This is a genomic window from Mesorhizobium sp. PAMC28654, assembly GCF_020616515.1.
Classification (GTDB): Bacteria; Pseudomonadota; Alphaproteobacteria; order Rhizobiales; family Rhizobiaceae; genus Mesorhizobium.
Genome location: NZ_CP085135.1, coordinates 5,877,428 through 5,890,169 on the forward strand (window position 1 = coordinate 5,877,428; position 12,742 = coordinate 5,890,169).

12 protein-coding genes and 1 pseudogene are annotated in these 12,742 nt (G+C 61.8%); 12 read left to right on the forward strand and 1 reads right to left on the reverse strand.

Annotation, left to right across the window (positions count from 1 at the left end; all coding sequences use genetic code 11):
* The first annotated feature begins 78 nt into the window (after positions 1-78).
* The 7 genes and pseudogenes from LGH82_RS28960 (at position 79) to LGH82_RS28990 (ending at position 5,756) form a co-directional block, all read left to right on the forward strand.
* Entirely contained in the window at positions 79-1,311 is a 1,233-nt protein-coding gene (locus LGH82_RS28960; protein WP_227345963.1) for a tetratricopeptide repeat protein, read from the forward strand.
* A gap of 71 nt (positions 1,312-1,382) precedes the next feature.
* A protein-coding gene (locus tag LGH82_RS28965; protein WP_227343924.1) for an IS630 family transposase occupies positions 1,383-2,331 on the forward strand; the annotation gives its coding sequence in 2 pieces (ribosomal slippage) (positions 1,383-1,726 and positions 1,725-2,331; 951 coding nt in all).
* A 15-nt stretch (positions 2,332-2,346) separates the two neighbouring features.
* Positions 2,347-3,045, forward strand: a pseudogene (locus LGH82_RS28970) (tetratricopeptide repeat protein); the annotation flags it as partial.
* 279 nt (positions 3,046-3,324) lie between these two features.
* Positions 3,325-4,053 carry a class I SAM-dependent methyltransferase gene (locus tag LGH82_RS28975; RefSeq protein ID WP_227345964.1) on the forward strand — a complete coding sequence of 243 codons (729 nt, stop codon included), beginning with the start codon at positions 3,325-3,327 and terminating at the stop codon, positions 4,051-4,053.
* A 282-nt stretch (positions 4,054-4,335) separates the two neighbouring features.
* Positions 4,336-4,632, forward strand: coding sequence for a hypothetical protein (locus LGH82_RS28980; protein WP_227345965.1), 297 nt, complete (start codon positions 4,336-4,338; stop codon positions 4,630-4,632).
* 305 nt (positions 4,633-4,937) lie between these two features.
* The gene (locus tag LGH82_RS28985; RefSeq protein ID WP_227345966.1) at positions 4,938-5,306 is read left to right on the forward strand and encodes a hypothetical protein; all 369 of its coding nucleotides are present in this window, start codon (positions 4,938-4,940) and stop codon (positions 5,304-5,306) included.
* 36 nt (positions 5,307-5,342) lie between these two features.
* Entirely contained in the window at positions 5,343-5,756 is a 414-nt protein-coding gene (locus LGH82_RS28990) for a hypothetical protein (protein ID WP_227345967.1), read from the forward strand.
* Positions 5,757-6,001: 245 nt separating this feature from the next.
* Here the strand turns inward: LGH82_RS28990 and LGH82_RS28995 are convergent, their stop codons facing one another.
* A complete protein-coding gene (locus LGH82_RS28995; protein ID WP_227345968.1) occupies positions 6,002-7,600 on the reverse strand; it encodes a glycosyltransferase in 1,599 nt (532 codons plus the stop codon).
* Positions 7,601-8,104: 504 nt separating this feature from the next.
* Here LGH82_RS28995 and LGH82_RS29000 point away from each other — a divergent pair.
* The 5 genes from LGH82_RS29000 to LGH82_RS29020 all read left to right on the forward strand — a co-directional run bounded on the left by LGH82_RS29000 (position 8,105) and on the right by LGH82_RS29020 (position 12,700).
* Entirely contained in the window at positions 8,105-8,383 is a 279-nt protein-coding gene (locus tag LGH82_RS29000; protein ID WP_227345969.1) for a metal/formaldehyde-sensitive transcriptional repressor, read from the forward strand.
* Positions 8,384-8,391: 8 nt separating this feature from the next.
* Positions 8,392-9,630 carry a CDF family Co(II)/Ni(II) efflux transporter DmeF gene (gene dmeF / locus LGH82_RS29005; protein ID WP_413771400.1) on the forward strand — a complete coding sequence of 413 codons (1,239 nt, stop codon included), beginning with the start codon at positions 8,392-8,394 and terminating at the stop codon, positions 9,628-9,630.
* A gap of 192 nt (positions 9,631-9,822) precedes the next feature.
* Positions 9,823-10,869, forward strand: coding sequence for a serine hydrolase domain-containing protein (locus LGH82_RS29010; protein ID WP_227345970.1), 1,047 nt, complete (start codon positions 9,823-9,825; stop codon positions 10,867-10,869).
* Between the two features lie 179 nt (positions 10,870-11,048).
* Positions 11,049-12,020, forward strand: a complete 972-nt coding sequence (gene speB / locus LGH82_RS29015) for an agmatinase (RefSeq protein ID WP_227345971.1) — start codon at positions 11,049-11,051, stop codon at positions 12,018-12,020.
* A gap of 107 nt (positions 12,021-12,127) precedes the next feature.
* Entirely contained in the window at positions 12,128-12,700 is a 573-nt protein-coding gene (locus LGH82_RS29020; protein ID WP_227345972.1) for a methyltransferase family protein, read from the forward strand.
* The last annotated feature ends 42 nt before the right edge of the window (positions 12,701-12,742 follow it).

Genomic DNA, 12,742 nt, shown 5'->3' on the forward strand with positions numbered 1-12,742 from the left:
GACGTAGAGGCTTTGCAATGCTGGATTGCGGGCGACCTGCGATCCGGCAGACGACCAGCGCCGCAAACAATCGAGATCATGAATTCCGCAGACGTGACGTTTGACGAAGCTGATGTTCTACGCTCGGTTCGCCGGTGGCGCAGGCCTTGTCGGCTAACGCTGGCAGGGCTTGGCGTCCTGCTCATCTGCGCGTTTCCAGCCCTGGCCGCCAGCCGCGATTGCGTCGGCGACAATGATGTCGAGGCCAACACGCGCATTGCCGCCTGCACGCGCATGATCGAGGACCCGACGGAGCCCTCCGATAGCCATGCCGCTGCCTATTTCAAGCGCGGCAATGCCCTGGCGGCACAAGGCGACTTCGATCACGCCATCGCCGATTACGGCAAGGTCATCGACTACAATCCGAATTTCGCCAATGGCTATCTGAACCGGGGCATCACATGGCTTCACAAAGGCGATAACGACCGCGCCATTCCCGACTTCGACAAGGTGATCAGCCTCGATCCGGCAAATGGCGATGCCTACTACAATCGCGGTCTCGCCTGGACATACAAGGGCGACAATGACCGGGCGATTGCAGATTATACCGACGCCATCAAGTTCAATCCCAAGGACACCAGGGCTTACAACAACCGGGGGCTGATCTGGTCGCGCAAGGGCGAAGACGATCGCGCCATCGCTGATTTCGACAGGGTTATCGAGCTCGCTCCGGAAATCGCTTCCGTCTACAACAGCCGAGGCGATGCTTGGGACCACAAGAAGGACGACGACCGCGCGATTGCCGATTACAGCAAGGTCATTAGCCTCGATCCAAAGAATGTTCATGCCTACTACCGCAGGGGCATGGCCTGGTCGAGGAAGGGCGACAAGGACCGTGCCATCGCCGACTACAGTCAGGTGATCAGCCTTGATCCGAAAGACCCCAGCATCCGCTACAACCGGGCGCTGATCTGGTTCGAGAAAGGCGACTTCGACCGGGCCGTGGCCGACAATGATGAGGCGATCCGGCTTGGGCTGAACAATGTGTACGTCTACAACAATCGAGGCTTGGCTTGGTCAGCGAAGGGCGACGATTCGCGTGCTATCGCCGACTACGACCTGGCAATCGGCATCGATCCGAAAAACGTTGACGCCTACTACAACAGGGGCAATTCCTGGGCTCGCAAGGGCGATTATGACAGCGCCATCGCCGATTATGACCGGGCGATCAGCCTCGATCCGCAGGATGCCGGACTCTACAACAACCGGGGCATGTCATGGAAAACAAAAGGCGATGTCGATCGCGCGCTAGAGCAAAATCCGAGCGGATAGAATCGATAGGGGTTTCGTTGGGATTGGAAATCTGATTCAGCATATCTGCTGGATTCGGAGGCCGGCATGGCATGGCGAAATCCTTATCGGAAGATTTGCGGGCTCGGGTGGTCGCAGCGGTTGATGGCGGCCTGTCGCGACGGGCGGCAGCGGCGCGATTTGGCGTGGCGGCGGCAAGCTCGGTGCGTTGGGTCCGGGAATGGCGCGAGACCGGAGCCACCTGCGCAAAGCCGCAGGGCGGCGACAGGCGGTCCCACCGCGTTGAAGCGTATCGCGACATCATCCTGGCGGCGATCGAGAGGCGGGTGGACATCACGCTGGTCGAACTCGCCGAGTTGCTGCGACAGGAGCATGGCGCGTCGTTTGCGACGAGCACGATCTGGCGGTTTCTCGATCGTCACTCCATGACCTTCAAAAAAAACGGCGCACGCCAGCGAGCAGGAGCGGCCAGACGTGGCGGCGCGACGAAACGCCTGGTTCGACGCCCAGCCCGATCTTGATCCCGAGCATCTGGTCTTCATCGACGAGACCGGAGCCTCGACAAAGATGGCTCGACTGCGGGGGCGCACGAAGCGCGGGATGCGGTGCCGATCGCCAATCCCGCATGGCCATTGGAAGACGACGACGTTCACCGGCGCCCTGCGCCTCACTGGCATGACCGCGCCAATGGTCCTGGACGGCCCGATGACTGGCGAATGGTTTGTCGCCTATGTCGAGCAGGTTCTCGTGCCGACGCTGCGGCCCGACGATGTCGTGATCCTCGACAACCTGCCGGCGCACAAAAGCGCAGCCGCCCGTGTGGCGATCGAAGCAACCGGCGCAAGGATGATGTTCCTCCCGCCCTATTCCCCCGACTTCAACCCGATCGAGAACGCCTTTTCCAAGCTGAAATCGATTCTACGCAAAGCCGCCGCACGAACCGTCGCGGAATTGTGGGATACCATCAGCGCCGCACTGCCTTGCTTCACACCAACCGAGTGCGCCAACTACTTCGCCGCAACAGGATATGAGCCGGAATGATCAGATTCTGCTCTAGCAAACTATGACAAAGCGGTAGAAGTCGATCCGAAATACATCATCGCGTACCTGAACCGAGGTCTCGCCTGGATCATCAAGGGCGACGATGAACACGCCATCGCGGAATTCGAACGTGTGATCGAGCTCGATCCAACAAGCGCGGCTGCCTACACCGGACGGGGCTCCGCTCTGTACGAGAAGGGCGAATATGATCGCGCCATCGCCGATTACGACAAGGCGATCGCGCTCAATCCGAAGCATGCTCAGGCCTATGAGGATCGGGGCATTGCACGCTTCTTTCCAGGCCCTTCCGAACAGGCGCAAGCCGATCTTGCAAAAGCCGCGTCACTGGTGCCCGACAATGCTTATTTCGCGATCTGGCTGGATTTGGCCGAACGACACAATGGTTCGGCCGGCCATTTGCGGGAAACGACCGCGAAGCTCGACATGACGAAATGGCCGGCGCCGGTGATCCGGATGCTGCTTGGCGAGACGACGCCGGTCGAGACGCTAGCGGCCGCCGACGATCCGAATCCATCCAAGAAGCGCGACAATCTGTGCGAAGTGAATTTCTACACCGCTGAACTCAACAGGCTGCAAGGGCATGGCGACGCAGCGCTGCCGCTTTACCGGCTCGCCGTCAGCGACTGCCCCAAGAACTTCGTCGAATACCGTGGTGCCAATGCCGCCTTGCGCATGTCGGCCAAATCGCCGTGAGGTTTGGCGGCCTTTGTGGCTCACAGGTTTGAGTTCCGTCATCGTTGACGACCCGCCCATTCTGTTGTTTTTTCCACCCATGCGCGAACACGACACCCACATCGTTGCCCGGCGGCCGGCATCCCAACAGGCGGGATGCAGGCGCGCTGGCTTTGGGGCATGATCCCGGTTCGGACCAGGCCCGCACAGGAATAAAGCAGCGCTTGCAACCTCGCCGGTAACGGACGAGGTTTTTGGCGTTAGCGCCTCGTCCATCCGCCAAACAACAGGATGAAGACAATGGCACAGAACATCTACGATCAGGCTGATTTCTACGAGGGCTACGGGCGGTTGCCACGCTCGCTCTACGGGCTGGACGGCGCGGCCGAATGGCCGGCGATCACGGCGCTCTTGCCGGAACTCGCGGGCAAGCGGGTCGTCGATCTCGGCTGCGGCTTCGGCTGGTTCTGCCGCTGGGCGGCGGGGCAGGGCGCAAAGAGCGTGGTTGGCCTCGACCTCTCCGAAAACATGCTGGCGCGGGCGCGCAAGGAGACGGACAATCCGGCCGTGTCCTACGCCATCGCCGATCTCGACACGCTGGTGCTGCCGGCAGGCAGTTTCGATTTCGCCTACAGTTCGCTGACCTTCCACTATGTCGAGGATTTCGCCCGGCTGATGCGGGTCGTTCATGACGCGCTGGTGCCCGGCGGCCGTTTCGTCTTCACCATCGAGCATCCGATCTACATGGCGCCGACCAATCCGGGCTGGGCTCTGGACGAGACCGGGCGCCAGACCTGGCCGATCGACAGCTATTCGGTGGAAGGCGAGCGCCGCACCGACTGGCTGGCCAAGGGCGTGATCAAACACCACCGCACCATCGGCACGACGCTGAACACGCTGATCGACACCGGCTTCCGCATCGATCGTGTCGTGGAATGGCGGCCGACCGAAGAGCAGATCAGGAAACAGCCGGAACTCGATGTCGAGAAGGAACGGCCGATGATCCTGATCGTCTCGGTGCAGCGGTAGGGGCGCCGATCTGCAAGAGGAATGATCCCTGAGCCACCACTCGACGTCTACATTGCGGACGTCGAAACCGGAGCACAATGTTCGACCGGATGTCGTCGATTGCCTCGATGCAGGCCGTGCTCAGCAAAGGATCATAGATCAAGACGAGCTGTTCGAATGCTCGCGAGGTGATAGGCGCTTAAGCATCGGTTCCTGTCCCTCCGCCCGCCGAAATGGCCTTATCCGCATCTTAACTAATGTAACCCACTGTTCCTGCATTGGTGTTCTGCGCAGGGGAGTGGAATGACTGATATCATTGATGAGGAAGAGATCCCAAAGCCCAACCTGCTTCAACGCAGCGGATCAATTGTCCAAGTGACGATGCTATTCGCTTCGCCGATCATATCGATAGGATGTGCGATCGTTGTCGGATATTTTGCCTACATGGCCGCTAATCAAAAGCCGCCCGAAGATATGTTTTCATTGGCCGTATCAATACTGAAGTCGGGCGATGCTTCACCGGAGATGCGCTCCTGGGCAACGGGCGTGCTTCGGATGCAAACAGGTATTCCAATGCCCGCCAGATTTAGCGAGCAATGAAAGCGACATAGGCCACCACGGTTCCCGTTACTGGCGTTGGCCGGCGGCACGTGATGACGCGCTCAACGGCGCCGATAATGTCGCCGCGCTTCAGTCGCTCGACGACAGGACGGGGCGCGATGTTCGACCGGATGTCATCAATGGCTTCAAGAAAAGCCTGCCGAAGCCGCGGCTCACGCTGACCGATAAGGATTTCAAATCGCTGCCGGGGGAATGCGCTGGAGCATGAATGCTTGCAATCCCTTGTAGTCGACATCCCCTCAACGGCCGTCTAGATGATCGGTTTTGGACTTTGGGATGGAATCATGAAACCGCTCTATTTGACCGCCGCTATCTTTTTTGCTGTTTCGACCGCTGCATTTGCTGCCCCCATCGAAAGCTACACGGCGCGCCTGAGCGCGGCCGACCATTTCAACTCGTCAGGCGAGCGATTGACCAGCGCAGCCGCCATTATTCGTCAGGATCGCGCCAACCTCTATGTCTACGGCAAGGGGGAAGACGAGGACGAGGGAGACTCGTTCTTTACCGACAAGGACAACCGCGCAAGGCTGGAGCGCATGCTGAACAGCGGCACTTTCACGAACGCTGCCAGGCGTGCGATTCTGGATGGCACACCCCTGATCCACGTCGAGATTTATCGGGACTTCATCAACGTCACCGTCGAAAGCGACTAACCGCCACGAAAGCCTCCGACGCCACCACGGTTCCCAATGCTGGCGTTGGCCAAGGCTGGGGATGGCGCGCTCAATGGCGCCATCACCGCGCTCCAAACGCTTGACGACACGGCGGAGCACAATGTTCGAGCGGATTTCGTCGATCGCCTCGATGCAGCCTGTGCGCAACGCCGGCTCATACAGGCTGATGCCGATTTCAAATCGCTGCCGTGGCGTGAGGCGCACGAGCATTGGAACCTTCAGTCAAACCGAATGGTTGAGTTGGATAAGGAGGTCGCCATGCCTGATCCCAGCAAGCCGAAAACCGCGCCGCCAGCAAAAGGCGACAAGCCGATACCGAAACCACCGAGGGCAGACCCCAGGGACAATCCGGTCCGCGATACCAGAGATGACCCCTCGCCAAATCCCAACGGTGACGTGCCAGAAACGCGTCCTGACAATCGCCCCTAGGACGCGCAAAAATGCCTTCCCCGCCACCACTGTCCCCGCCGCTGGAGTTGGCCGAAGGCTGGTGATGGCGCGCTCCACGCCGTCGATGAGCGTATCCGACATTGCAGGAACGATCGCCGGCACGGCGAACGTCACAATGTTACCGGTTTGGCCTCCATCTGGTTGAGGTTGGTGCCGAGATATTCCAGCCGAAGCCTGTCCAGTTGTCGTTGATGATGACGAAGCTACTTTTGGACGTTTGTCCGTTATTTTCGCTTCGATCTTCGAATGCGATGGCGGCCGGAGATTATCTTCCAGTGATCCCACAGCGTCAGGCGACCGAGACCGGCGCGCAGGATCGCCCTGGCCTGACGTCCCGAAAAACGCGCCACCACCTGGCGGCGAAACACCCGGCGGCCGAATACGGCCACCAGTTTGGGCGCATGGTGCATGAAGAGCCGGAAGCCGCGCTCATCGGCGAAATAGGGACGCAACCTCTCCCAATCCTGACGGGTGACCTGATCCAGAACCGACCAGAAGTCGGCTCCAATGACCCAAGCGTAGCGCTCACATTCCCTCAGCAGGAGATCGATACTCTCATAGGTGAAGTCATGGGATTTTTTTGCAAAAGCCGCCGTTCCGGCCCGGATGCCGTCGATGCTCTCGCCAACCGCGAAATAGTTGCTCGCATGCAGCCGGTATCCCGATAGCGGCACATTGACGAGAGCGCTGCCGGCAAATGCGTGGCTGATGACGTTGAAGTAGCCGTCGGCCGTCTGCAGGCAGGGTTTGCTGCCGTCACCCAGCATGACCAGACGCAGCACCGAAGCGCGGAACATGTTCGCTGTGCCCGGCGCCCAAAGCCACCCTTGCTGCCATCTTGGAATGCTCGCCGTGTTGTCGGCCAGGAACCTGTAGGCCGAGGCCGAAATGGTCGGCAGCCGAAGCACGGTTTGCGCCGGGCGCAATCCCCGCACGGCGTCCTTTCGCTCGAGCTTGTGATGCAGATAGGAGGACGACAGCGCGTTGCCGTCGGCATCCATTTCCGCGACATTGGCAGAGGTGAAGGCGACACTTTTGGGCAGTGCCATATGCACCTGGATATGCGTCGAGGCGTAGTTCTCGAAAAGCACGTCGTCGGCATCGATGAAACTGACGAACCCACCTTTGATCTTGTCCAGCGCCCATAGCGCGGCGCCAAGTTGGCCATGGTTCGCGGGCAAGGTTTCGAGCCGGAACCGGCTGTCGTCACCGATGTGCCTGGCGATGACTTCGGCGCTGTCATCCGTCGAGCCATTGTCGATGACGATGCATTCGAAGTGCGGATAATCCTGCTTGCGGATGGAATCGATCGTCGCCCCGACATAGCGGCCGTAGTTCCAGGCGATGACGACGAAGCTGACGAGGGGAGCAACGAGGCCGCCGCCGGCAAGCTCGTCTATGCCGCGGCCTCCCAGCGTGATGCCCGAGGCTGCCGCCGGCAGCTTCTTGCTGATGATGACCTGCTCGCCCTTGTGCAGCAGGTCGAAGTCGCCGTTGATCTCTTGGAGGAAGGCGTCGATGCCCGCGGCCGGACGCTCGGTAACCGGATAGTCCAGCTTCCAGCGATAGTCATCCAGGATCATGACGCCGGCATGGTCAAGCAAGGGCCAGCACAGTCTTGCGTCGGCAAAGACCGAGGCGGCACGGTGATCGCCGTCGATATAGACGATATCGAACAGGCGTTCCTCGGTGCGCAGTTGCGGCAGGACATCGATCGAGGCGCCCTTGCGCTTGTCGACCCGTGCGGCGAACGGTTTCATGTTGTGGTCGAACCGGGCCTCGACGTCGGCCATGTCGGCTGCGTGTTCCGACCGCGGTGACATGTTCGATGCCGCCTTCGAACGTATCGACGCAGATTATGCGCGACCTTGGCAGAAATTGCAGGAAGAACAGCGCCGAGCGGCCCTCGAACGAGCCTACTTCCAGCACCTGGGCGGCGGAGTGGACCTTGTCGCGAAGCAGGCTTTCCCAGACTTCCAGGTGAAAGGAAGCCCAGTCATGCGTGAGCGACCGCCCTTCGAAATAGTCCATGCCAATATAACCCGCCCTTAGGAGCGGCCGCCCGGCGCGGCGTGGATCGGCCGTCAGGCCAAAACTGGCGCCACCGGCTTCCACCGCGCTCAACCCACCGAGGGCTCGTGACAGAATTCCGCACCAAACAAGCTCGATGCGCGGTTCCGCACTGTCCCCAACCCCGGCCAAACTCTTGCACCAATACCGGCGCGGGTAAAGCGTTTGCCGGATGCAGTCAGGCCTGCCCCTTGGCGCCGATCGCGGAGATGGATGCGACCTTGTATAGGATAGGGGGGTATGCTAAATGGAGCGGCATGACGCACACGATCCGTGAAAAGCAAAAGCTCCTGGCGCGCGTGCGCCGCATCAAGGGCCAGGTCGAGGCCATCGAGCGGGCGCTCGACAGCGAGGCCGGCTGCGAGGCGGTCATGCATCTCATTGCCGGCGCGCGCGGCGCGATGACCGGGCTGATGGGCGAAGTGATCGAGGATCATGTGCGCACGCATCTCGTCGATTCCGAGCGATTTCCCGGCGCGCTCGATACCGAAGCGGTCGACGAGTTGCTCGATGTCATCCGCACCTATGTGAAGTGAGTTCCGCCATGATTGCAGCCGCCGTCCACAGCCATATGTTCCTGGGTGAGGAACACCAGAAGAGCGAGCGCAAGACCTGGGCGGTGATCTGGCTCTGCGCGGCCATGATGGTGGCCGAGATCGTCGGCGGCCTCTTGTTCGGCTCGATCGCGCTTGTCGCCGATGGGCTGCATATGAGCACGCATGCGGGTGCGCTGCTGCTTGCGGCACTTGCCTATACTTATGCGCGCCGGCATGCCGCCGACCCTCGCTTCACCTTCGGCACCGGCAAGCTCGGCGACCTTGCCGGCTTCACCAGCGCCATCATCCTGGCGATGATCGCCCTGCTGATCGGCTACGAATCCGTCTCGCGCCTTTATGCCCCCGTGCCCATTCATTTCGCCGAGGCTATTCCCGTCGCCTGCCTTGGCCTTGCCGTCAACATTGCCAGTGCCTGGCTGCTCAGCGGCGGCGACCATCACGGCCACAGTCACGGGCATGGCCACAGCCACGGGCACAGCCATGCCAACGAGCATGGGCATGACGAAACGCGCATCATTGCCACGGCCGATGGCGACGTCGTGCTGGAGGTGTTCGAGGACGGCGTGCCGCCGCGCTTCCGGCTGCGCGCGCAATCCGGCTCTCCGCTCACGGCTTCCGACGTCTCGATCGAAACCGTGCGGCCGGATGGGGCGCGGCAGACCTTCGCCTTCGGAGACCTTGGCGATGGCCTGCAATCCATCGCGGAGATTCCCGAACCGCATGCCTTCGAGGCCAATGTCACGATCAACGGCCAGACTCATGCGGTCGTCTTCGAGGAGCATGAGCACGCGCACGGCAAGGCCGCCCGCGACAACAACATGCGCGCGGCCGTGGTTCATGTCATCGCCGACGCCGCCGTCTCGGTGCTGGTCATCGTCGGGCTCATTCTGGCGCGCGCCTTCGGCTGGCTGTGGATGGATCCGCTGGCCGGCATCATCGGCGCGGTGGTCATCGCCAGTTGGGCGCTCGGGCTGATCCGCGACACCAGCGCCGTGCTGCTCGACATGAACCCGGACCGTGGCATGGCCGACAATGTGCGCCAGACCATCGAGAGCGAAGGCGACGAGCTTGCCGACCTGCATCTGTGGCGGCTGGGGCCGGGGCATCTCGGCGCCATCGTCTCCGTGGTCACGCCGACGCGGCGCGGCGAGGACTATTACCGCGCCCGGCTGGCGCGCTTCCGCTCGCTGTCGCATCTGACCATCGAGGTCAGGAAGGCCGCGTAAGGTCGCTTCATCAGGGTGGCTCGGAATCCAAACCTGCCGGCCGACCAGCCTGCCAGCGTCCGCCATGTCCGAAGCCAGCCAAGGAAATGCGCGGCGATCAAAATGATCTGATCGCGGGAGCCTCGAAATTTACGGGCATCGCGGGCTTGATCTGCTACGGTTGGCGAAGTCGCTGCGGGCAGGTGGCTCTGGATGCGTTTGCTTTGGGTTGGGGCGGTATCGATTTGCTTCTGGCTGTGCTCGATCGGACCCGATGGGAGTCTTGAGTTGTTTCTGAAGGAGGGCGGCGTGCCGGGACTCTCCTTCGCCATCCTGCGCGACGGCAAGATCGTCAAGGCGAGCGCGCAGGGCGTGCGCGATGCGTCAACCGGCGCTCCGGTCGATGCCAGCACGATCTTCGAGGCGGCGTCATTGTCCAAGCCGGTCTTTGCCTATGCCGTGCTGCAGCTTGTGGATGCCGGGCAGCTGTCGCTGGACGACCCGCTGTCGCGTTATGTTCCAGACTATGTGGAGGACGATCCGCGCGCGGCCTCGATCACCGTGCGCAATGTTCTCAGCCAGTCATCCGGCCTGCCCAACTGGCGCGGCGGCGCGACGCCTCTGAAGACCTATTTCCCGCCGGGCGAACGCTTCAGCTATTCGGGCGAGGGATTTGTCTGGCTGCAGCGCGTGGTCGAGGTAATCACCGGCCAGCCCCTGGACGACGTCATGTCGCGCCTGGTCTTCGATCCGCTGGACATGCGGCGATCGAGCTATGTCTGGCGCGCGGATTTTGAAGCGGACTATGCGGTTCCGCATGACGCCGAGCTTGTGCCCGGCAACAAGCAGCGGCCGTCAAAGGCCAGAAGCGCTTCCACGCTGCACACGACGGCGGCCGATTACGCTCGTTTCCTGCAGGCGGTCCTGTCCGGCGCGCGCCTCAAGCCCGAAACCGCGAAACTATGGCTTTCGCCGCAGATCAGAGTCCTGCAACGCTGCGTCCAATGTCTCTCGGACGATGAACCCGCTGGCGACCAGCATATCGCATGGGGCCTGGGCTGGGGGCTGGAACCCGACGGCGGCACATTTTTCCATTGGGGCGACAATGACAGGTTCAAGGCATTTGTGACCGGATCACTCAGGGATCGTTCCGCCGTCGTTGTCTTCACCAACGGTTTCAACGGGATGGCGATCATGCCGGACATCTTGAATCAACTGATGCCGGGCGACCATCCGGCGTTCCAATGGCTCGAATACTGAGATGTTGGCGGCGCGGCTTGATTGGCCGGACCTGCGACATCAGCGAAGCCAGGGCTGACGGCAAAGCCTAGATTGACAGACCGCCTGCTCTCGATCATTTCTGCACCGCCGAGAAACGGAGGCAGCCTGTCTGGCACTCATCACCGGTGTCGGCCGGACGACACCTGAGAGGTGTCCCGTTGTCCGCTGTCACATCATCATCGATCATTGCGTCCGAGCAGACTTTCACCACGGCGCGAACATTTCTTCGCATTCCCCATGCGGCAAGTGCTGAAGGCGCGGACGTCGCCTTCCTTGGCATTCCGTTCGATCTGGCCACATCCAACCGGCCGGGAGCGAGACTGGGGCCGGGCGCCATCCGTGGCGCCTCGGGGCAACTTGCCGAACTGCCGGCCTATCCCGGTGGGTTCGACCCGCTTCAACATGTCAGGGCCGTCGATCTTGGAGACGTCTATCTCCACTATGGCGACTCCCGCTCAATCCCCGGAACCATCGAAGCCGCGGCGGCGCAAGCGATGGAAACGGGAGCAACTCTGTTCGGCCTTGGTGGAGATCATTTCATCTCCTTCCCCTTGCTGAAGGCGACGGCGGCGCGTCATGGAAAGCTGGCCCTGATCCAGTTCGACGCGCACCCCGACACCTGGCAGGACCCCAAGGCTGCTCCCGGCGAGTTGGCCATGGATCACGGCACGATGTTCCGCACAGCCGTGGAGACGGGCATCATCGACCCTGCGAGGTCAATCCAGGTCGGCATCCGCACATGGGTCGATGACCCCTTGGGCATCGCCATCCTCGACAACGTTGCCTGTGACGACGCCACGCCCGAAGGCATCGCGGCGATCATCCGGCGGGTTGTGGGTGAGGGCCCCTGCTACCTGACGATGGATATCGACTGTCTCGATCCGGCCTATGCGCCGGGAACGGGAACGCCTGTCGCCGGCGGCCTGACGCCGCTCAAGCTGCTGCGTGTCCTGCGGGCGCTCGACGACCTTGATATAGTCGGCTGCGATGTCGTGGAGGTATCTCCTCCCTACGACGTGGCCGGGATTACCGCGCTGAACGCGGCGACGATCATGTATGAACAGCTATGCCGTGTCGCCCGCAGGAAGGGCGCCGTCGATCAGAGCTATCCCCGGTTGTCGCTGCCGTGAGGACAGGGACCACTGCCTTCCGCTGACGAGAATGTGCAGGGCGGCCGTGCCGGTTCGGCCTTATACCCCTTGGGATTCCTGACGGGGATGAGCGGGAGATTTGGCGGATGGCTTTCAAACCGGGTATTGTCCTGGCGGCGCTGTGGCTCGCCTGGGTGGTCTCATGGCTCATCGCCGCGCGCTGGTCGAGCACGCCGGCGCGGGTCGAAGGCGGCCGCTTGGTGCTGCTCTACCGGGTCAGCCTTGTCGTCGGGTTTTGCCTGCTTGTTTATCCCTACCGCATCGCCTGGCTGCCGCGCCTGTGGCGGCTCAGCGTCCTCGAAGGCTGGCTGGTCGACCTGCTGGCCCTCGCGGGCTTTGCCTTCTGCTGGTGGGCGCGGGTGCATCTTGGCCGCCTTTGGTCGAGCGCGGTGACGCTCAAGCCTGATCATCACATCGTCGACACCGGTCCCTACGGCCTGGTGCGCCATCCCATCTACACAGGACTGCTGGCGGCCATTCTCGCCTCGGTGCTGATGAACGGCACGCTGCCTGGTGTCATCGGTGGCCTGGTCATGCTGGCCGGCATGGTGACGAAAGCCCGGCTGGAAGAGGCGTGGCTGCGCCGGCAACTGGGCGAGGGCGCCTATGATGCCTACGCCAAACGGGTGCCGATGCTCGTTCCGTTCGCGCGGCTGTAGACGTTGCTACGCGTTTCCCGATCTGGCTCTCGCCGACGCGAA

Bases quoted from the DNA above. Each gene is read 5' to 3' on its own strand.
- LGH82_RS28975 (WP_227345964.1), top strand. From the start codon at position 3,325: ATGGCACAGAACATCTACGATCAGGCTGATTTCTACGAGGGCTACGGG.
- LGH82_RS29020 (WP_227345972.1), top strand. From the start codon at position 12,128: ATGGCTTTCAAACCGGGTATTGTCCTGGCGGCGCTGTGGCTCGCCTGG.
- LGH82_RS28990 (WP_227345967.1), top strand. From the start codon at position 5,343: ATGCTGGCGTTGGCCAAGGCTGGGGATGGCGCGCTCAATGGCGCCATC.
- LGH82_RS29000 (WP_227345969.1), top strand. From the start codon at position 8,105: ATGACGCACACGATCCGTGAAAAGCAAAAGCTCCTGGCGCGCGTGCGC.
- LGH82_RS28980 (WP_227345965.1), top strand. From the start codon at position 4,336: ATGACTGATATCATTGATGAGGAAGAGATCCCAAAGCCCAACCTGCTT.
- LGH82_RS28985 (WP_227345966.1), top strand. From the start codon at position 4,938: ATGAAACCGCTCTATTTGACCGCCGCTATCTTTTTTGCTGTTTCGACC.
- LGH82_RS29010 (WP_227345970.1), top strand. From the start codon at position 9,823: ATGCGTTTGCTTTGGGTTGGGGCGGTATCGATTTGCTTCTGGCTGTGC.
- LGH82_RS28960 (WP_227345963.1), top strand. From the start codon at position 79: ATGAATTCCGCAGACGTGACGTTTGACGAAGCTGATGTTCTACGCTCG.
- dmeF (WP_413771400.1), top strand. From the start codon at position 8,392: ATGATTGCAGCCGCCGTCCACAGCCATATGTTCCTGGGTGAGGAACAC.
- LGH82_RS28995 (WP_227345968.1), bottom strand. From the start codon at position 7,600: ATGTCACCGCGGTCGGAACACGCAGCCGACATGGCCGACGTCGAGGCC.